This is a genomic window from Bacillus sp. FSL R5-0654 (genome assembly GCF_038008745.1).
Lineage (GTDB): Bacteria > Bacillota > Bacilli > Bacillales > Bacillaceae > Bacillus > Bacillus safensis.
This window is the reverse complement of sequence record NZ_JBBOZV010000001.1, coordinates 2,002,791-2,022,287: the sequence shown is the minus strand read 5'-3', so window position 1 is coordinate 2,022,287 and position 19,497 is coordinate 2,002,791. Positions and strand designations below refer to the sequence as shown.

Here is a 19,497-nt window from a genome sequence, read left to right as displayed (position 1 = left end):
AAAACCAGCATCCGAATAGTGGATGCTGGTTTTTTTCATGCAGCAGGAACGTTCACACAATAGAATAAAATACAGAAGAACATCGAGGCGCTGCCGCCGAGAACAAAGCTGTGCCAAATCGCATGATGATAGGGGATTTTCCGCCAAATATAAAAGATGGTTCCGACTGAATATAAAATGCCGCCTAACAGTAAGAGGCCAAATCCTGCACCTGTTAATTGGATATAAAGCGGTTTGATGGCAATGATGATCATCCAGCCCATTAATAAATAGACAAGGGTAGATACGATAATAAAGCGTTTGACGAAAAAGATTTTAAAGACAATCCCACCAGCAGCAAGCGCCCATACAATCGCAAGGAGTGTATAACCCAGTGCACCTTTTAGTGGTCCAAGTAAAAAGGGTGTATATGTACCAGCAATCAATACATAAATAGCCGAGTGGTCGAGAATTTCAAAAATATCTTTTGTTTTTTTGTGCCGAATGCTATGAAGCAGGGTTGAGCTTAAATAGAGCAGCAGCATGGATGCACCAAATATCGAAAAGCTGATAATGTCTGTGACGGTGCCGTATTGAACAGCGAATAAGACGAGAAACACAATAGCTGGAATGGATAAAATAACACCAATGCCATGTGTAATGGCGTTTGCAATTTCTTCTTTTACAGTAAACAATGGATGTCCTCCTTTTATTGAACCGGTATATAACCATCAAGCGACTTCAGGAATGAAAGACCTTCAAGTGTAATCTTCGTTCCGGCCCTGCCTTTTCCTTTCGTCACGTATGCTTTTTTCTCAAGATCATCTAAGCGGTTTCGCACCTGCTGAGGGGTCAGCGGGATGTCTCCTTGTTTGCTTAATTCAGACAAGATACGCCTGCTGGCTGCTTCTCCTTTTTCATTGAGAGATTTAATGGCTTCCAGCAAGAAAACAAACTCTTGTTTTTCCATTAGTGTGAGCTGGTGTTCTTCCTTTTTACCTTTCACGGCTGAGGGAAGAGGTGCTAACACAAAGGGCGGTAAATGATGTAAAAATACCGTGTGGCCCTCGAGTATGGTCGCAGCGTAATGAACGATATTTTTGAGCTCTTGCACATTTCCTTCAAATGGATACTGCTGCAAGGCTTCCCAAACACTTGGATCAATATCAGGTGCCATGTTCAGCTCTTGAAAGAAAGCATTTGTTAACACAGGAATGTCTGTTTTTCGTTCGGCTAAAGCCGGAAGGGCCAAATGAAGAACATTCAGACGATAAAACAACTCGGGTAAAAAGGTAGAAGAAACCCTGAGTGCCTCTATTGATAAAGACGAAGAAGCGATTACTTTTGTTGCAGGTGACGTTTCTAGAAAGTGAATGACCTGGTGCTGCATAGAAATACTTAATGCACCGATCTCATCTAAATAAAGAATTTGATTGTTTTTTTCTGTGAAGGCTTTCTGTAAGGTTTCTTCATTCAAGATGGGGCAATACATGTGTGTCAGTGATGCGTTCGCCATTTCTTGGGCGAATAGCGTTTTGCCTGTGCCGATGTCTCCTGTTATCAAGACCGGCTGTTCGTTTTTAGAAAATTGTTTTGCCAGATGAATTGCATGTTTGATATCTTGATGATCTCCATAGATAGATGCGAATGATTGAGTGGCCATTGGGTGATTCCTTTCTTTGTGGTTCTAATTGGTTCAATTGTAACACCCAATTAAAACAAATGTACAGGAAAACGAAAAAGTTTATAAAATTTATGATGGATCGTGATCTATTGGTTTATTTTTTGAATATTCATGTTATAATGACAAATTAAATAAGGTTAAAGAGAAAGGATCTTGTACATGAAACCGTTGCTCAAAGAAAATACGCTAATTCAAGTGAAAGACATCTTAAAAGCCCATCAAAATTTGAAGGATGTAGTCATTCATACACCACTTCAAAAAAATGAGCGACTTTCTGAACGATATGAATGCAATGTCTACTTAAAAAGAGAGGATCTTCAAGTAGTTCGTTCCTTTAAATTAAGAGGCGCTTTTAATAAAATGAGCCAGCTTCCAAAAGATAAACTAGAAAATGGCATTGTCTGTGCAAGTGCTGGAAATCACGCGCAGGGTGTTGCCTATTCTTGTAAATATTTAGGCATCCACGGGAAAATCTTTATGCCTGCTACGACGCCAAGGCAAAAAGTATCACAAGTGGAGCTGTTCGGAAAAGAATATGTTGAAATTATCTTAACCGGAGATACGTTTGATGATTCGTATCATGAAGCCGTAAAATGCGGAGATGAAGAGAAGCGCGAATTTATCCATCCGTTTGATGATCTGGATGTGATGGCAGGACAAGGAACGACTGCTGTCGAAATCTTAAATGATATCGAGGTGGAGCCTCACTTTTTATTTGCAAGTGTCGGAGGTGGAGGTCTGTTATCTGGTGTTGGTACATATATCAAAAATATCTCACCAGAAACCGAAATCATTGCAGTCGAACCGCTTGGCGCAGCTTCACTGCATGCCTCGCATGAGAAGGGCGAGGTTGTGACACTTGATTCGATTGATAAGTTTGTAGACGGAGCAGCGGTTCAGCGGATTGGCGAAAAGACGTTTACATCGCTTCAGTCTGTTGTCGATAAAATCAGTCTTGTACCAGAAGGGAAAGTATGTACAACGATTTTAGAGCTGTATAATCAATGTGCGATTGTAGCAGAACCGGCTGGCGCATTGCCGATCGCAGCATTAGATGCTCATCGCGAGGAGATCAAAGGGAAAAATGTTGTCTGTATTGTCAGTGGAGGAAATAATGACATCGGCAGAATGCAGGAAATCAAAGAACGCTCGATGATCTATGAAGGGCTTCAACATTACTTTATTGTCAATTTTCCGCAAAGAGCAGGAGCGCTTCGTGAATTTTTAGATGAAGTGTTAGGGCCAAATGATGATATCTCACGCTTTGAATATACGAAAAAGAATAACCGAAGCAAAGGTCCTGCGCTAGTCGGCATCGAATTGAAAGAAAGAGATGACTATGCAGCGCTGATTGAGCGGATGGATAAAAAAGGCTTCCACTATGTTGAAGTGAATAAAGATCAAGATTTATTCCACCTATTTATTTAGGCTTAACAGATAATTGGAAAAGAGGATTGATCGTTTGTGCTGCTCAAAACAATATGTTTTAGACGGATGGATGGAGCTCAGATCAAGGTAACAGAAGTCCCTGTTCTAAAGGGAGATGAGACGTATCGTTTCATGCTCACCTTTAGACTTGAAGCTTTCTTGAAAAAAGTCTATGTATCTAAAGGAAAGAGAGCTGTGTACTCTTTCAGAGAGGATGTGAAACGTAACGTCAAGTGGAGCACATATGAACAGATCTATCAGGAGCCTACACTGAAACACAATGCGTAAGCAGAAATCTTTGTCAAAAGGGGGAGGTAGCCATTTTGAAATGGCAGCTGCTCAGTTTGGCAAGGATTTTTTTCATGACAAGAAGAAAATGTGACAATTTCAAAAACGTTAGGTCAGTTGTTTTCAAGTGTGCAGGAAATAAGGTAATATCATAAGTAAAGACTAAGACAGCAAGGATGAGACGATAGTGAAACAAATTAAAATTGTAACAGATTCAACTGTGGACCTTCCGCAAGAAAAAATCAATGATCTTTCCATTCACGTGATTCCGCTCAATATCTCCATTTCTGGAGTTGATTATATTGACCGAGTGAATATACAGCCAGATGAATTTATTGAAAAAATGGAGGCCGCTGAGGAACTGCCGAAAACGTCTCAACCTGCGATCGGTCAATTCGTCGAATTATATGAAAAGCTGACGGTAGATGGAAGTGAAGTGATCAGTATCCATTTAACTGGTGGAATGAGTGGTACTGTTCAAACTGCTGAAAGCGCTTCGAAAATGGTAGATGGAAATATCACGGTAATTGATTCGAATTTTATTTCCTATGGATTAGGATTTCAAGTCATCAAAGCAGCAGAACTAGCCAAAAAGGGTGCAAGCCGTGAAGATATTATCACAGAATTAGATAAAATCCGTCATCAAACAAAGCTATATGTCACGATCGATACATTAGAAAATCTCGTCAAAGGCGGCAGAATTGGAAGAGGAAAGGCGCTCATCGGCTCACTTCTTCACATCAAACCTATTGCCAGCTTAACAGACGGGGTATATACGCCAGAAGCGAATGTGAGAAGCTACTCTGCGCTTGTCCGCCATCTGACAAAACAGTATGTACAGGCGGTGAAGGGAAAAACAGTTCAAGCCATTGGGATCGCACATGCAGATGCATTAGAACTCGCTGAAAAGCTAAAAAAAGCGCTGCTTGATCACACACCTGAAGCACTGATTGACATCGCCTACACAACACCGATTATTTCGTGTCATACTGGAAAGGGCGCAATAGGCTTTACTTTTTATACCGATTGATAGAAAAAGGGGATGGACATATCATGTATAGAAAAAGGGGAGCCTTACTTGGTGCGCTTATGATGGTAAGCGTGCTTCTTTTAGTCTCATGTTCAAATGGACAAATCAAGGATGCTTTAAATTATCAAATAGAGCCGTTTGAGTTTGAAAACCAAGATGGCCAAAAGGTGTCATTGGATGATTTGAAGGGGAAAGTATGGGTCGCTGATTTTATTTTCACAAGCTGTGAAACGATTTGTCCGCCGATGACTGCTCATATGACAGAGCTGCAAAAACGGTTAAAAGAAGAAAAATTGGAAGCGCATATCATTTCCTTTAGCGTGGACCCAGAGGTCGATTCACCGAAAAAGCTAAAGGAATTTGCAAAAGCCTATCCATTGTCCTTTAAAAATTGGGATTTTCTCACTGGGTATTCACAGTCAGAAATTGAAAAATTCGCAATGAAAAGTTTTAAAACCATTGTAAAAAAACCTGAAGATGAAGACCAAGTGATTCATCAGTCCCTGTTTTTCCTTGTCAATCAAGATGGGAAAGTGATGAAAAACTATGATGGGGTGCAAAACACACCTTATGATGACATCATCAAGGACATCAAAACGCTGAACCGAAGCTAGCATAAGGATGTTCAAATGGGCGAAAACATGATACACTTTTTTAATCAGAAAAAGGAGGGACATCATCGTTTGAAGGCTCGTTTGATTTTGATTGTGATGTCTCTAGCTTTTGTTCTTTCTGCATGTTCCGCGCAAGAGGCTGGCATAAAGGATAAACTAGAAGACACACCAAAAGTAAAAGAACATATTACCATCGCAGCGGTTGGAGATTCCTTAACAGAAGGAATCGGAGATCAAGATAAAAAAGGCTATGCAGGTATGACCCGTGACAAGATAGAAGCAGTGGACGGCGTGCAGTCTGTCACATTAAAAAACTATGCCATTAAAGGCAGTAGAACAGTAGATTTATTAAAAAGATTAAAAGAAAAAAAGGTGCAGGACGGACTGAAAGACGCTGACTATATTTTCTTTACGATCGGCGGGAATGATCTCATGCATGTTGTCCGTCAAAATGTGCTTAATTTGACGTTTGCTCCTTTTCAAAAAGAGCAGGGTCCTTTTGAAGAGCGCTTTAAAACCATTCTTGCTCAACTGAGAGAACAGAATGACCATGCGAAAATCATGTATGTCAGCATGTACAATCCTTTTAAATTCAGTTTGTCTGAGCTGCGAGATATTGATGAAGTCGTTCAAGACTGGAATGCCGCTGCCAAAAAGGAACTCAAAAAAGACGGCAATGCGGATATGGTCAATGTAGCAGATTTATTTGAAGAAGGTTCTGATGAAAAATTACTGGCAGAAGATGATTTCCACCCAAACCAAAAGGGGTACTCTCTTATGGCAAATCGTTTATTCTCCGAAGTGAAAAAAGAAGGACTGCCGAAGGAATAGGGTGAAACAGATGAAAAAATGGAAAAGCTTATTTTTTATTTTACTTGCAATCAATCTATTGATTGTGATTGGCTGCGGTATTTTGATGCTGCTGCCAGGCGGTCAATCCGCTTCAACCAAAGAAGTGAAAAGCGAATATGCTTTTAATATATCCAGCTCAAAGGAATCACTCACCAGCTTTGTGAATGATTATTTGAAAAATCAAGGATCAAATGATATGCCAGACTTTCATGTAGCAATCGATCAAGATGTGAAAGTAACAGGCGCAATTAAAGCTTTCTCTTCAACGATTGATGCAAACGTCTCATTTACGCCAACTGTTGAAGATAATGGTGATGTGCTTTTGAAAGTGGATGACTTTTCAATTGGACAATTGAGCATTCCGATTAGTTTTGTTTTAAGCTACATGGGTCAGTTCTATGAGCTGCCAGAGTTCGTTCATGTAAAACCGGATCAAAAAACGGTTGAAGTGCGTCTTTCAGAAATGCCGCTGACGAATGATATGTATGTGAAAGCAAACAAAATTGATCTACAGAACGATGAAATTGAATTTTCATATTATCATCCAAAGCAATAGAACGTGTGAGTCAGGAGTGTTATCATGAAGCGAGTCTATCAATATTTTAGTTTACTGTCGTTTTTATTTGCTGCGTACTTCGGCATAACAGCTGCCAATGCTTTAAAAGCAGAAAATATCGATCAGTTTTACTTAAATATTGCCTACTGTGCATTATTTCTTGGCACGATGATTCTTGCTTTTGATTTTCAAAAGCAAGAAAAAGCTGAAGATGTCTCGTAAGGAGCCTTTTCCATTTTAGGAAAGGCTCTTTTTTATAGTTGCCGAGACAAGACCACCTTTGCCATAAGTTCAGGTTCTCCGTTAGCAAAACCATGAAGCAGAATCAGGTATGCACGCTTTGTTTGCAGATGAACTTTTGGGATATCAAGCAGTACACTTTGAGTGCCGGCGGCTTTCAATTCAAAATGATATTTATTTGGAGAGAAATGTTGAATGTGGGTGCTGTTTACATAATCAAGCTCCTTCGATATGATCCCTTGGTCTCGTTCATATATATCTATAGAAGGAAGGTCCGGAGACAGCTGCACAAATGTAAGTGCTGACAGGTCTTCTTGTTTGATCAAAGGAGTCTGCTGCTCAGTCAGCAGTGCAAAGCCTGCACGGGCACCTGTGATACATAATGTGTAGACCTCGCCGCTCTTAAATCGAATGCGGGAATGAAGAATTCTCTCATTTGTAGCCAGTTTGAACACTTCTATTTCATACATTCCCTCATCCCACTCCATATAAGCGGTCAAATGGCTGTAAGGCATTGGTTTCATTACCTGCTTCCGGTTCACATAAACAGCAAGCTCACTGAGATCTGGTGCAGCGTGAAATAATCGAATAAAGGCTTTTGATGAAGGGCTGCTTTGAAGATGCTCGTAGGTGTCAGCGAATGGCCGATATGGAAAGTCATGATAAAAGAGCTGCTGCATGTCATCAATCCCTTCTTTCTCATGCAATGGTGTTTTTTGTAGCGTATGCATGAAAAAGACGATCTGTATAGGCAAAAGAAGCATAGAAAAAAGCCTGACGTATTCCGTCAGGCCGGCATGTTAAGAAGGAGAAGAATATTGATGATATTCAGCTAGTTTAATGAACGTTTTTTCATCCTCAATTAAACCACAAACACCGCACTGGACTTTCATTTGAGGACCTTGATAGCTCAAGTGAAAAGGAGACAGCTGTTCTCCTTCGTATCTTTCGACAACTGCTCCTGTTGCTGGATCTAGCTTGACAGGTTCTGAAAGCTGCTCAATGAGATTAAAGCGCGTTCTGTTTGTTTTACAGTTTGGACAAAGGTAAGGGCTTGTCATGGTTCATTCCACCTCTTTTTATCCGTAGCATGTCCTGAGCGCTAAAATCTATGCTTAATCCTTTTGACTTTTATCCAGCTTTTTAAATAATTTGATCATGGTTTTTAGTTCTTCGTCATCAAATGATTCAAATCGCTCCATAAAGTATTCCGTTTTCTTTTTCTCAAAATGCTCAGTAATTTCCTTACCCTTATCGGTTAAGTGGATTTTGATGATGCGGCGGTCCTCTTTTGAGCGGATACGGGTGATCCAGCCTTTTTCTACGAGTGTGTCAGTCACTGCGGTAATATGACTTGCTGACACTCCAAGAATGGAAGCGAATTCCGTTACTTTTTTTGCACCTTGCTCACGCAGCAGATTTAAAATAAGAAATTCATTCCGAGATAATTCGTTTTCGAGCAGGCTGTTAATTTCATAACGGATCTGCTTAAATACGGTTCTCAGTAAAGTGTCCATTTCGTACATCATTTGTTTTCTTTGTTCCAATCATTAAACCCCCATTATATTTTAAAGATACGACGTAATGCTTTCTTTTATTTTGGTATACAAGTCGTATCATTTTCATTATTTTTTATCATGTTATAATATGATGATACCATTTTTTAAATGAAGGGGGCACTAATATGTCTGAAAAACAAGAATTAGCCACATTTGCAGGAGGCTGCTTCTGGTGTATGGTTAAACCTTTTGATGAACAGCCGGGCATTATCAAAGTTGAATCAGGGTATACTGGCGGACATACAGTGAATCCGACCTATGAGGAAGTATGTACAAATACAACGGGACATAGAGAAGCGGTTCAAATTACGTTTGATCCTGACGTGTTCCCGTATGAGAAGCTGCTAGAGCTGTATTGGCAGCAAATAGACCCAACAGACGATGGCGGGCAATTTGGCGATAGAGGGGAATCTTACCGTACAGGTATTTATGTTCATCATGACGAGCAGCGAAAGCTAGCTGAAGCATCGAAAGAGCAGCTGAGCCAAAGCGGGATTTTCAAAAAGCCAATCGTTACAGAAATTTTAGACGCAGGTCCTTTTTATCCAGCAGAGGAATATCATCAGCATTATTATAAGAAAAACAAAATGCACTACGAACGATATCATGTCGGTTCGGGCAGAGCCGGTTTTATTGAGTCCCATTGGAGTGATAAATAATGGCAAATGAAAAAGAAAAGCGTATAAAAGAATTAAATCGCATGCAGTACGAAGTCACGCAAAATAATGGCACAGAGCCGCCATTTCAAAATGAATTTTGGGATCATAAAGAAGAAGGTATCTATGTGGATATCATTTCAGGAAAGCCGCTTTTTTCTTCTTTAGATAAGTTTGATGCCCACTGCGGATGGCCAAGTTTTACAAAACCGCTTGAAGAGGAAGAAGTAGCAGAGAAGGTTGATACGAGTCATGGAATGGTGCGGACAGAGGTTCGCAGTAAAACAGCTGATTCTCATCTAGGTCATGTTTTTCCTGATGGACCAGGGCCAAACGGTCTTCGGTATTGTATTAACTCAGCTGCTTTAAAGTTTATCCCAAAGGATGATCTTGAAAAAGAAGGCTACGGGGATTTGAAACATCTATTTGATTGATCCATTTAAAAATCGTCACATGGAAAGCAGCTGCTTCCGTGTGACGATTTTTTATTTTTTATGATGTGTATGATGTAATTGTTCGATGATGTGGAACAGCTTTTCTTTTGTAATGAGCGGTGCTTCTTTTGAGGTGTAATTCGTTAAGTCGACTTTTTGAAAGGCAGGGTGCAAATGTGGTCTCGGTAAAATGGCATAAAATTGTTCATGTTCAAACAGTGCATCTGCTTCGTGCGGAAATGTGAGCTCCTCGTGAAGCTTTTCGCCAGGTCTTTTTCCGACTACAAGAATATCCGGAGATTTAGCATTGATTTGAGCGGCATATTCATGAAACGCTTTTAGGAGATCGGCAAGCTGTAAGGACTCCATCTTGAGTATGAAGGTTTCGCCGCCTTTCATCATGATTGCTGCTTTAAGTGTGAGGGAAACAGCCTCTTCAATGGACATAAAAAAACGTGTCATATGAGGATCAGTCACGGTCAAAGGTTTTTCATTTAATAGCTGCTGGAGCATGATCGGAATAACGGAACCTCTAGATCCAAGCACATTGCCAAAGCGTACAGAGCAAAACCTCGTTTTTTGATTCGGAATACTTTCGTTTGCTTGGAAAAATAGTTTTTCTGAAATCAATTTTGTTGCACCCATGGCATTCGTTGGAGAAACCGCTTTGTCAGTTGAAATGTTGACGACATGACTCACTTCATGTTCGAGAGCGGCTTCAATGACGTGCTGCCCGCCGATGATATTCGTTTGAACAGCTTCGAACGGATTATCTTCACAAGTAGGTACTTGTTTTAAGGCCGCTGCATGGAAAATGATATCCACACCCTTGACGAGCTGTCTCACGCGGCTTGCATCCCGGACATCTCCTAAAGCGAATACGACCTCTTGATGATCTGCGTACTCATTTTTCATCATGTATTGTTTGCTGTCATCTTTACTGAAGACGATTATCTTCTTTGGAGAGCAACTTGTTAATTTATTCACGATTTGCCGGCCGATTGACCCTGTACCGCCTGTAACCAATATCGTTTTATCACGAAAAAAGGTCTTCAAAGTCGTTTCTATCTGTTTGGACATATCTAATCCCCCAACTCTCATTTCTCTACTTTGCATCATATGTGAAAGAGCGGCATTCGTTTGAGGAAAAGAACCACTTCATGTATAAATTAGGTGAACAAATTATAACCATCTGCTTGTTGTCTTAATAGAATATGGAGAGATAAGAGATCAACTAGAAAAACGAGAGACCTGAATACTTCAGTACTGCGGTCAGCTCGGGCAGAGAAGAAAATTGTAGGGAGCTGTGCGCGAGGGGAGAAGAGAAGACATGTATAGGGGAAATCGTATTTTAGCCATGATACCTGCATTTAGAAGTCACGACGGCCGGCATGATGAACACATACGCATATTGGCTGAGAGGCCGCTTATCTATTGGACCATTCAGCCGTTACTGCAAATGATTGAATTAGATGAAGTCATCGTCTCCTCAGAGGATGTCAATACGCAAATTATTTCATCTCACTACGGAGCAAATGTGATTGAACTGCCAAGCACACATGTGACAGAACAAACGCCGTCACTGTTAGCTGTGAAGCATGCGCTTGCTTATTTAGAGCGGGAGGGAAAAACCTTTGATATTGTGCTGTATCTGCATCCATCGTCTCCTCTAAGACAGCCGGCAGATATCGAGAAGTGCTTGCAGCTTTTAGTGGAGGGGGGATATGACTGCACCGCATCTTTTACAGAGGCGTTAGAAAACCCAAATGAAACTTGGACACTGCATGAAAACAATGAAGCTACTTTATATAAGGACAATCATTACTTTTTCATGCCAAAGCATGAGCAGCCATATACGTATGGCCGGCTAAATGGTGCAATATATGCTTTTCATGCTCATTATGCCAAAGAATGCATTCATTCCTTTTTAGAAGGATCTGTCGGAGCATATATGATGGATCACACGCAGTCGCTTGTGGTGAAACAGGAGGCAGACCGGAAAGAGGCAGAGAAAATCTTATTAGCTCGCCGAGATGCGGAAGATCATGCATAAGCTGGCATTCAACGAGAAAAAGCGCCCAGTCATAGGGCGCTTTCAGCGTGTAGACAAACCCTCGCATTCGGTGTCAGGTCTGCGCTCCGGTGCTCACGAATGTCAAATTCGCTCCGCTCCGGTACTCGCCCTTCCTACACTGCAAAGGTTTTCTATCACGCTGAAAAGAAGACAAAGGGCTAAAATCAAGAACATTTTAGCCCTTTGTCAACAATTTGAAAGCGCCCAGTTATAGGGCGCTTTTTACAATGTCATAAAGCCTTTGTGGCATCGTATCAAATGTATTCCAGCGAACGGCTTGCTCATAGTTGTTCAGTGCGGCAGCCTTTCTTTCACCGGCATTTGATCCATAGTATTCCACCTGTTTTATCAAATCATCCTCATCTTTGTAAAAAGCAAAGCTTGAAAAAGCAGGCGGTGGATGTAGATCTGTCAATTGAAAACTTCCAGTTGCAGCAATGTCAAATGCTCTGTTATTGAGGCTCATATTTTGAATCATGGCTTTGTTTTTGTTATACGCAAATTGAGCCGGCCTATGCGGATTCAGGACAATGGCTGTCTGCTGATAGATGTCCGCCATTTGCTGAGGACTCAGCCAATTCGTTATCAGTGTGAAATCACGATAATGTCTCCGTGATTTATTTAAGTGACGGTGCCATTCCTTACCTGCAACGAGAATACGCCATTTGTTTTGCTGCAAGAGTGTATCGATGGCTTTGATGCGGTTGGGATAAGGGTAGCCAATGAGAGCAATGTCATACGTGCACATCTCTTCTGGCGATTCATTTTTCTGAAAGACACGTGTATTTGCCGGAATGGGAAAGTAGTGCGTATTTAGAGCGCCTAATTGTTTATAAAATGGCAAAACCCCTTCATCAATCGTTAATATAAGCTGAGCTTCATGTGCGCAAGCAGCTGACACATCTGTATAAAAGGGATCTTCTGTCATCCAAAGAACAATCGGGATTTTTTCTTGTTTGAATTGATGAAGTACATCTTTCGGAACATGATCACCGATCATCATCAAAACAAAATCCGGAGAAAATGTCCGGATTTTGTGCATGTTAGTGGGTAGAGATTCTCTATCAATCTTTACACATGAAAAGGGGGAATCAATGAAGCTTTCTTCTACCCATTGATCAAACATGTGATAGATTCCGCCGTAGCCAGAACTGATATAAAGAAGCTTCATGATGATCCTCTCACATTAAGATGTGAATGTAACACTTTCAACTTTATCTACATCTAATAGAGTCGTTGCTGAGCCTGTAGGTGTGACAGAGCTTTCTTGTGTAACAAATACAACGCCTGTTGAAGCATCGAATGATACAAATTGAACTGGCCCAATTAAATCTCCTGAGTCAGTGACAATGCTAATGACTGTTCCTGGTGCAAGTCTTGCAAAGATCCATCTTGCTGGCTGAGATACATCGAGTGTTGTAGCAGAATCTGAAGGTGATGCCTCAGCTGCCACTTCACTTAATAAATCGTTCAATTTTTCTTCCATTTGAACTCCTCCTTCTTCGAGATTAGCTGTTAATGCATGAGTAATTGGTTTGAAAAACACTTTCAATAGTTCCTTTTTTAATTCAGCACGCTTTTCGCTCATTTTTTCCCCATCCTTTCTTCATCAATTCAAACTCACCCCTATGTATATGCCGTTCATTTTTTTTGGCATAAGCAGAACGCTGATTCCTGATCTTTTTTTCATTTAATCACTTCACACATTTTTAAAAATGTTTTCAAATGCTGAGGCTAAATGAAGTGGCGCTCATACTCTAGTAAAGATTAAATGTGAAGAGAGAGGGATTATGAATGGAATTTGAACAATTATTAGATGGTTGGAACGAAGAATTACTAGAGTCGGAAGGAGTGCTTGAAGTTATCTTGATTTTACTTCTTCTTCGTCTTTTAGAAGAAAGTGGGGAAGAGAATGTGTCAGACATCAAAGAATTACTTCGTCCATGGCTTGAGCTTGGCATTCCAGTGCCGCGTGTTCATTTAGTCAATGGAGATGTACTTCAAAACGTGGTTGTCGTGCAATTGTTTGATACGGTTGCAGTCTTTAAAAACGCGACAAATCAGCTAAGAGTGAGTGTTCCTTATGTGAACATTGTCAGCTGGGGGGCTTTTTAATCTAATCAAAAAGGATAATGATCATGAAAGTATCGGTGATTTTAACAAGCTACAATAAACCAGATTTCATTGATCGTGTGCTAAAGAGTATGGTAGATCAAACGTATCCGCATTGGGAGCTTTTGATTATGGATGATGGCTCAGAAGAGGGCACCATTCAAAAGATCCAGCCCTATTTAAGTGATGAACGCATTCAGCTGTATTCGCACACAGTTCATCCGGCAAAACGGCTGTTAACCGCACGATATGCGACGCTTATTAATGAAGCATTAACCCGTATAACAGGTGAGCTCATTTGTTATTTAACCGATGATACCGTGTACCATAAAGATCGTTTGCTTAAAATGGTGGATGTTTTTCGGTCGAAGCCTCACATAGATATTGTGTATTCCTCGCAGCGGGTCGTGCATGTTGATCAGCATTTAGTGGAAACGATGAGTTTTATTCGAGAAGCAGATCAAATCTTAGAGCATGCGTCCTTTCAAGTGGACCATTGTTCGGTCATGCACAGAAGCTGCTTGCTTCCACTGATTTATGAAAAATACGGACAATATTGGGACGATGAGCCAAAGCACTGGCATCATGCAGATTCTGTATTTTGGATGAGGCTGAATCACTTCGCTGCGTTTTTTCCATTAAAAGATGTACTGGATACAACGTATAAAACGCCTCATTCCTTTCATCATCTGTTTTCGAGTATGCCGTATGATTTAATTGACGGAACGGTCATTGAAAAAGAAGGAGATTATTATCAAATCGCAGACGGGAAACTTCATGGAATTGAAAAACGCTGGATCAATGAAAAGAACAGGCGTGCGATCCGTGTTCCACTGTTATGTGAGATGAAATATGAAATGAAAGAGAAGCTGGCAGTACCCAATTATACAGTTGTCACCGCAGATTATGGGAAAACGTTCTTTTATATTGAAGATCAGAAAAAAAGACGGTTTGCTTCAAAACGTGACGTGCAATATTTTCAGTTTCACCCAAAGGAGATCTATACGATTTCAAATGATCAGCTCCAGGCATTTGAGGATGGCAGCATCATTCAAGCTTCTCCAGTTTTCAGTCCGCCAAACAGGCGCCTGTTTAAATGGAAACAAGATGTTTATTTACTTGTGCATCATACCTTTTGCCGAATTGATCCTGAGGTCGTGAAGCGATTTGCTTTTTATCATCAGCCGATTAAGCTGTACCCATCCCAATTTGCGTTTTTTCAGGAAGGAAAGCCGATTGTGCCGCTGTATAGGGAATCGCTGCAAGAATTCGATATGTCTCTTTATCAAACATCCGGACGAAAGCACTCCTCATAAGAGGGGTGCTTTTTTCGCAATGATTGCAGGAAGTAGAAAGGAAAAAGCGAAACATGAAAAGGACAGGAACCTTTAAGAAACGATCAAGCCGCTGAAAACTTGGCAATTGATGCCGGTTTTTTGGCACTGAAAGTGAGGGGGAAAGAATGGGGAAGGTTGTCGAAAGAGCAGATTGGTTTGAATTGATTTTAGAAGCTATTGATGAAGCCATTCACGTTGTAGATGATCGAGGGATGACGATTTTTTACAATCATAATGCCGCTAAGTTTGACTCTTTAAAAAAAGAAGAGGTGATTGGCAAGTACATCCTTGATGTGTATCCCTCTTTAACTGAAAAAACAAGTACGCTCATGCATGTGTTGCGAACAGGAAAGCCCATTTATCATTCGCTGCAAACCTATTTGAATAAAAATGGAGAAAGGATTGAAACAGTGAACACGACATTGCCTATTATCGAAGATAACGAGTTAATAGGCGCGGTCGAAGTCGCAAAAGATGTTTCAAAGCTGTCAGCCCTTTCCAATCGTTTAGATCAAAAAAAGCGGACACAAGATGCGGCTGAGGCCGTACAAATGCATGATTTTGCTTCATTTTTAACAAATGATCCGCTTTTAAAAGAAATGCTTGAAAGGGCAAAAAAAGCAGCTGCTTATCCATCATCAGTTGTTGTCTACGGGGAAACAGGGACAGGAAAAGAAGTGCTCGTTCAAGCCATTGTCCATGAATCTGATCGAAAAAATCAAGTGTTCATTCCGCAAAACTGCGCAGCACTCCCAGAATCATTACTTGAAAGTTTATTGTTCGGATCTGTCAAAGGGAGCTATACGGGCGCGCTTGATCGCAAGGGACTTTTCGAATTAGCTGATGGGGGCACACTTTTTCTTGATGAGCTGCAAGCGATGCCGCTCACGTTGCAGACGAAATTATTACGTGTGTTAGAAGATGGCGTGGTGCGCCGCATCGGTGATGCAAAGTCCATTCAAGTGGATGTTCGGCTCATTACTGCGCTCAATATGGACCCATTCGAAGCAGTGAAAAAGCAAATTTTAAGAGAAGATTTATTTTATAGACTGCATGTATCATCTTTTCATATCCCGCCGCTTCGTGAAAGAAAGCAAGATATCACGCTGCTATCCCGCCACTTCATTCAAACCTATCATCAGCAGTTTTCAAAAAACGTTACACGCCTTTCTGAAGAAACGGAACGATTGTTTATGGCGCACCACTGGCCTGGGAATGTCAGAGAATTAAAACATACAATAGAACATGCTGTGTTGATGATGCCAAAGGAAGCGGAAGAGATCATCCCTCTATACCTTCCGGCTCATTTACGTGAGCAAAAGCTGGAAAAAGAAACATCTGAATCCTCCTTAAAAAATCAAGTGTCTTCATTTGAACAAACATTGATTCAAGAAGCTTTACATCAGCATAATGGGAATATTAAAAAAACCGCCGCTGCTTTAAAAATCCCTCGACAAACGCTGCAATATAAATTAAAGAAATATGCAGATGCCGAAATCTAGGCACAGCATCCAATTGAATATGACGGGTAAAGCTCCTTTTGTAAAGAATAGGGGCATTTTCCCATGTTGGCACATAACTTGCATAGTATAAAGTGAATGCTGATAGGGGGAATGGATATGAATCAGAAATTGTATGAACCGGCACGTCACTGGAAGGACATTGAGCTTTGGAAGGATGTACCTGAGGAAAAGTGGAACGACTGGATTTGGCAGCTGACGCATACCGTGAAAACGCTTGAGGATTTAGAAAAAATCGTAAACTTAACAGAAGAGGAACGAGAAGGGGTGAAGATTTCCACCAAAACCATTCCACTCAACATTACACCCTACTATGCCTCACTGATGAATCCAGACGATCCAAGATGTCCAATACGTATGCAATCTGTGCCAATTGCAGAAGAGCTTCATAAAACAAAATATGATCTGGAAGACCCGCTGCATGAAGATGAGGACTCACCTGTCCCAGGGCTCACGCACCGATATCCAGATCGTGTGCTGTTTCTTGTGACAAATCAGTGCTCCATGTACTGCCGTTATTGTACGAGAAGACGTTTTTCCGGCCAGATTGGTATGGGTGTGCCGAAAAAGCAGTTAGATGCTGCAATTGGATATATTAGAGAAACACCTGAGGTGCGGGATGTGTTAATTTCTGGCGGAGATGGGCTTTTAATCAATGATCAAGTGCTTGAATACATTTTGAAAAACTTACGAGATATTCCGCACGTTGAGATCATTCGGATTGGAACCCGCGCGCCGGTTGTCTTTCCGCAGCGTATTACAGATGAGCTGTGCGAGATTTTGAAAAAATATCACCCAGTTTGGCTGAACACCCATTTCAATACAAGTATTGAAATCACAAAAGAAGCAAAAGAAGCGTGCGAACGTCTCGTGAATGCCGGCGTTCCTGTAGGGAATCAGGCCGTCATCCTTGCAGGTATTAACGACAGTGTGCCGATTATGAAGAAGCTGATGCACGATCTTGTGAAGATTCGGGTCAGACCATATTATATTTATCAATGTGATTTATCTGAGGGCATTGGCCACTTTAGAACGCCGGTATCAAAAGGGCTTGAAATCATTGAGGGTTTAAGAGGACATACGAGTGGTTATGCAGTACCAAGCTTTGTTGTAGATGCGCCAGGAGGCGGAGGGAAAATTGCCTTACAGCCAAATTATTTATTATCGCAAAGCCCTGACAAAGTCGTCCTTCGTAACTTTGAAGGTGTCATCACCTCTTATCCAGAACCAGAGCATTACGTCGCAGGCCAGGCAGATGCGTATTTTAATGAAATTTATGAAGAGAAACAAGAACCGGCAATTGGTATTACCGCACTATTTGAGGATGAAGCGAGATCGTTTACGCCTGAGAATTTAAGCCGAATGAAACGTAGAGAAGCATATGAGACAAATCCTGAGCACGACACACTTAAAAACAAACGTGAGAAACGAGATGAATTAAAAGAGAAGAAATATCAAGCGCAGCTCAAAAAAGAACAAACCGTAAAGGAGGAGAAATAGCCTTGCTGACATGTGATTGGTGTGAGGAAAACAAAGCAAATGCGGAGCAGACAACAGTCTATTGGGAACTGATCACGGGCACACAATCAATTGAAATCATCGAAACGCCGTCCATTTCCTGCACGCACTGCGGGATGATCTATCAAAAGGATGAGACGGTCAAAGAGATTGAAGATCAATTAATTTTAGTGGATCAGACAAAACTTCCAGAAAAAATCTCCTACGAGGAATTAATGAGCATGGAGCGGTTATTAAAGCGAAATTACTTTGACTTTTCATCATAAGTTGTACCTCCGCCTATACAAGTCATCAAATTGCTGTATAATATAACAACAAAATAGTGTGTCGCGGAGGGAAAAACAGGTGAAGTCGTTTTACCATTATTTAATGAAGTTCAGACATCCAAAACCGAAAGATGAAATCAGCCATTTCGCAAATGCTGCGTATGAGGATCACAGCTTTCCTAAAGCTTCCACAGATTATCATGAGCTGTGCGCTTATTTAGAATTAAATGGTGATTATTTAAGCTCAATGACAACATTTGACGAAGCGTTTGAGCAATACGAAGTAGAAGTCAAAAAAAAATAACACACAACCGCTTATCCGAATGGAGAAGCGGTTTTTTCATGAGAAATAAAATGGCGTTTTGCATGGTGTGGTTGCCCATGCAGAATTCCTTGCGCCGGCATACGATACGTTAAGACCAAAAGTCGGGCAAGGGGGAGACAGAATGAAGGCGAAAGCACCAAAATATCAAGTAGGGGATATTGTCGTCGTTGTCATGTACGGCACAGTCGGAACGATTACAAAAGTCCATCAAATTGACCAGCACTATTTATATGAGGTCAATCATAATGAGGTGCTTTATTTTGAAACATCACTTCAGCTTTACGATGAGTATAGCGGAGTGATTGTCGATACAGAAAAGCTGGACATTGAATATGAGTTCCTCATTGGCGATGTTGTATATGTAAAAGATTACGGAAAAGAGCTATTTAAAATCATTGGTCATCGGACTGAAATTTGGCGCTACCTTGAAGATGGCTGGGAAGATGTCATTTACGAACTCACGAGGCTGAAAGACGGAGAGTGGCTGGAAACAGAAGAGGAAGATTTAACGCTTGTCCTAAGAAAATATGAGATGGACCAGTTTGTTCATCAGCTTCTTTTTGTGCATTACGTCGGAGAAACCTCAAAAGAGTTAGAAGAAGATATGGTCCAAACGGCTCTATTGCAGCTAGAAGAGAAACAAGAAAGCGAATCTTCACTTGAATTTCTGGCTGTATCTATAGTGGATGAGCTTCTTGATATTTATAACGATTATAAAATTCTCTATGAATTTTTCAAAGATCCAGAATATAAGGATATGATGGATTTTATTTTGGAAAGTTTACACGAACATTTTGGTTAAAGAAAGACTTGTCCTAACACGAATAAAAAATAAGGCACACAGAAAAATGCAATCACATAAAACCATCCCCTCAAGATACGGCCCATCACCTGATCAAAAGTTTCTCCATCTAATATGCTTAACCATTTCATTCTTTCAAGCCCCATTTCTTTTTGTTTACTGCATTTATATGTATGGAATGAGCCATTATGACAAACTGTAATAAAAAACAGCCGGCGTTCAT

Annotated in this window: 25 protein-coding genes; 17 read left to right on the top strand and 8 right to left on the bottom strand. The window is 40.8% G+C overall.

Going from position 1 to position 19,497, the window contains the following annotated elements:
* Positions 1–35: 35 nt before the first annotated feature.
* Together trhA and NSS76_RS10035 are read right to left on the bottom strand one after the other, a co-directional pair.
* On the bottom strand, positions 36–674 hold the full coding sequence (trhA, locus tag NSS76_RS10040) for a PAQR family membrane homeostasis protein TrhA (RefSeq protein ID WP_041109539.1): 639 nt from the start codon (positions 672–674) through the stop codon (positions 36–38).
* Between the two features lie 14 nt (positions 675–688).
* On the bottom strand, positions 689–1,642 hold the full coding sequence (locus NSS76_RS10035) for a sigma 54-interacting transcriptional regulator (RefSeq protein ID WP_044335183.1): 954 nt from the start codon (positions 1,640–1,642) through the stop codon (positions 689–691).
* A gap of 180 nt (positions 1,643–1,822) precedes the next feature.
* On the opposite strand from NSS76_RS10035, the gene ilvA reads away from it, so the two are divergent.
* From ilvA to ypmT, 7 genes are all read left to right on the top strand, one after another.
* On the top strand, positions 1,823–3,091 hold the full coding sequence (gene ilvA / locus NSS76_RS10030) for a threonine ammonia-lyase IlvA (protein WP_025093104.1): 1,269 nt from the start codon (positions 1,823–1,825) through the stop codon (positions 3,089–3,091).
* A gap of 36 nt (positions 3,092–3,127) precedes the next feature.
* A complete protein-coding gene (locus tag NSS76_RS10025) occupies positions 3,128–3,379 on the top strand; it encodes a YpmP family protein (RefSeq protein ID WP_024422728.1) in 252 nt (83 codons plus the stop codon).
* Positions 3,380–3,566: 187 nt separating this feature from the next.
* The gene (locus NSS76_RS10020; RefSeq protein ID WP_044335180.1) at positions 3,567–4,409 is read left to right on the top strand and encodes a DegV family protein; all 843 of its coding nucleotides are present in this window, start codon (positions 3,567–3,569) and stop codon (positions 4,407–4,409) included.
* Positions 4,410–4,432: 23 nt separating this feature from the next.
* Positions 4,433–5,023, top strand: a complete 591-nt coding sequence (locus NSS76_RS10015) for an SCO family protein (RefSeq protein WP_044335178.1) — start codon at positions 4,433–4,435, stop codon at positions 5,021–5,023.
* A 69-nt stretch (positions 5,024–5,092) separates the two neighbouring features.
* The gene (locus tag NSS76_RS10010) at positions 5,093–5,854 is read left to right on the top strand and encodes an SGNH/GDSL hydrolase family protein (RefSeq protein WP_024422725.1); all 762 of its coding nucleotides are present in this window, start codon (positions 5,093–5,095) and stop codon (positions 5,852–5,854) included.
* A 10-nt stretch (positions 5,855–5,864) separates the two neighbouring features.
* On the top strand, positions 5,865–6,431 hold the full coding sequence (locus NSS76_RS10005; protein ID WP_024422724.1) for a YpmS family protein: 567 nt from the start codon (positions 5,865–5,867) through the stop codon (positions 6,429–6,431).
* Between the two features lie 24 nt (positions 6,432–6,455).
* The gene (gene ypmT, locus NSS76_RS10000) at positions 6,456–6,653 is read left to right on the top strand and encodes a protein YpmT (RefSeq protein ID WP_024422723.1); all 198 of its coding nucleotides are present in this window, start codon (positions 6,456–6,458) and stop codon (positions 6,651–6,653) included.
* Positions 6,654–6,685: 32 nt separating this feature from the next.
* Here the strand turns inward: ypmT and NSS76_RS09995 are convergent, their stop codons facing one another.
* The 3 genes from NSS76_RS09995 to NSS76_RS09985 form a co-directional block, all read right to left on the bottom strand.
* On the bottom strand, positions 6,686–7,402 hold the full coding sequence (locus NSS76_RS09995) for a DUF4397 domain-containing protein (RefSeq protein WP_235356883.1): 717 nt from the start codon (positions 7,400–7,402) through the stop codon (positions 6,686–6,688).
* A 69-nt stretch (positions 7,403–7,471) separates the two neighbouring features.
* A complete protein-coding gene (locus NSS76_RS09990; protein ID WP_024422721.1) occupies positions 7,472–7,732 on the bottom strand; it encodes a hypothetical protein in 261 nt (86 codons plus the stop codon).
* A 54-nt stretch (positions 7,733–7,786) separates the two neighbouring features.
* Positions 7,787–8,218 carry a MarR family transcriptional regulator gene (locus tag NSS76_RS09985; protein WP_007500780.1) on the bottom strand — a complete coding sequence of 144 codons (432 nt, stop codon included), beginning with the start codon at positions 8,216–8,218 and terminating at the stop codon, positions 7,787–7,789.
* A 137-nt stretch (positions 8,219–8,355) separates the two neighbouring features.
* On the opposite strand from NSS76_RS09985, the gene msrA reads away from it, so the two are divergent.
* Together msrA and msrB are read left to right on the top strand one after the other, a co-directional pair.
* Positions 8,356–8,889, top strand: coding sequence for a peptide-methionine (S)-S-oxide reductase MsrA (gene msrA / locus NSS76_RS09980; RefSeq protein WP_024422720.1), 534 nt, complete (start codon positions 8,356–8,358; stop codon positions 8,887–8,889).
* Positions 8,889–9,320 carry a peptide-methionine (R)-S-oxide reductase MsrB gene (msrB, locus tag NSS76_RS09975; protein WP_024422719.1) on the top strand — a complete coding sequence of 144 codons (432 nt, stop codon included), beginning with the start codon at positions 8,889–8,891 and terminating at the stop codon, positions 9,318–9,320. Before msrA ends, msrB begins: the two co-directional genes overlap by 1 nt.
* Before the next feature lie 51 nt (positions 9,321–9,371).
* On the opposite strand, the gene NSS76_RS09970 is transcribed toward msrB, so the two are convergent.
* Positions 9,372–10,400, bottom strand: a complete 1,029-nt coding sequence (locus NSS76_RS09970) for an SDR family NAD(P)-dependent oxidoreductase (RefSeq protein ID WP_044335176.1) — start codon at positions 10,398–10,400, stop codon at positions 9,372–9,374.
* 250 nt (positions 10,401–10,650) lie between these two features.
* Between NSS76_RS09970 and NSS76_RS09965 the strand changes: the two genes are divergently transcribed.
* Positions 10,651–11,373, top strand: coding sequence for an acylneuraminate cytidylyltransferase family protein (locus NSS76_RS09965; RefSeq protein WP_044335174.1), 723 nt, complete (start codon positions 10,651–10,653; stop codon positions 11,371–11,373).
* A 229-nt stretch (positions 11,374–11,602) separates the two neighbouring features.
* On the opposite strand, the gene NSS76_RS09960 is transcribed toward NSS76_RS09965, so the two are convergent.
* Both NSS76_RS09960 and NSS76_RS09955 read right to left on the bottom strand, forming a co-directional pair.
* On the bottom strand, positions 11,603–12,565 hold the full coding sequence (locus NSS76_RS09960; protein ID WP_024428314.1) for a CgeB family protein: 963 nt from the start codon (positions 12,563–12,565) through the stop codon (positions 11,603–11,605).
* A gap of 15 nt (positions 12,566–12,580) precedes the next feature.
* Positions 12,581–12,982: a hypothetical protein gene (locus tag NSS76_RS09955; RefSeq protein ID WP_024422714.1), complete on the bottom strand. Its 402-nt coding sequence runs from the start codon at positions 12,980–12,982 to the stop codon at positions 12,581–12,583.
* A gap of 206 nt (positions 12,983–13,188) precedes the next feature.
* Here NSS76_RS09955 and cgeC point away from each other — a divergent pair, with 206 nt between their 5' ends.
* The 7 genes from cgeC to NSS76_RS09920 all read left to right on the top strand — a co-directional run bounded on the left by cgeC (position 13,189) and on the right by NSS76_RS09920 (position 19,274).
* Positions 13,189–13,509, top strand: a complete 321-nt coding sequence (gene cgeC, locus NSS76_RS09950) for a spore maturation protein CgeC (protein ID WP_024422713.1) — start codon at positions 13,189–13,191, stop codon at positions 13,507–13,509.
* A gap of 17 nt (positions 13,510–13,526) precedes the next feature.
* Positions 13,527–14,822 carry a glycosyltransferase family 2 protein gene (locus tag NSS76_RS09945; protein ID WP_044335168.1) on the top strand — a complete coding sequence of 432 codons (1,296 nt, stop codon included), beginning with the start codon at positions 13,527–13,529 and terminating at the stop codon, positions 14,820–14,822.
* 146 nt (positions 14,823–14,968) lie between these two features.
* Positions 14,969–16,345 (top strand): sigma-54 interaction domain-containing protein, encoded by a 1,377-nt coding sequence (locus NSS76_RS09940; protein WP_044335165.1) that lies wholly within the window; start codon positions 14,969–14,971, stop codon positions 16,343–16,345.
* Positions 16,346–16,462: 117 nt separating this feature from the next.
* Complete coding sequence (gene ablA, locus NSS76_RS09935) at positions 16,463–17,863, top strand: lysine 2,3-aminomutase (RefSeq protein ID WP_024428317.1); 1,401 nt, start codon at positions 16,463–16,465, stop codon at positions 17,861–17,863.
* Positions 17,864–17,865: 2 nt separating this feature from the next.
* Positions 17,866–18,147 carry a YokU family protein gene (locus NSS76_RS09930; protein ID WP_024422710.1) on the top strand — a complete coding sequence of 94 codons (282 nt, stop codon included), beginning with the start codon at positions 17,866–17,868 and terminating at the stop codon, positions 18,145–18,147.
* Between the two features lie 79 nt (positions 18,148–18,226).
* Complete coding sequence (locus NSS76_RS09925; protein ID WP_024422709.1) at positions 18,227–18,451, top strand: YozE family protein; 225 nt, start codon at positions 18,227–18,229, stop codon at positions 18,449–18,451.
* A gap of 142 nt (positions 18,452–18,593) precedes the next feature.
* On the top strand, positions 18,594–19,274 hold the full coding sequence (locus NSS76_RS09920) for a hypothetical protein (RefSeq protein ID WP_024422708.1): 681 nt from the start codon (positions 18,594–18,596) through the stop codon (positions 19,272–19,274).
* The last annotated feature ends 223 nt before the right edge of the window (positions 19,275–19,497 follow it).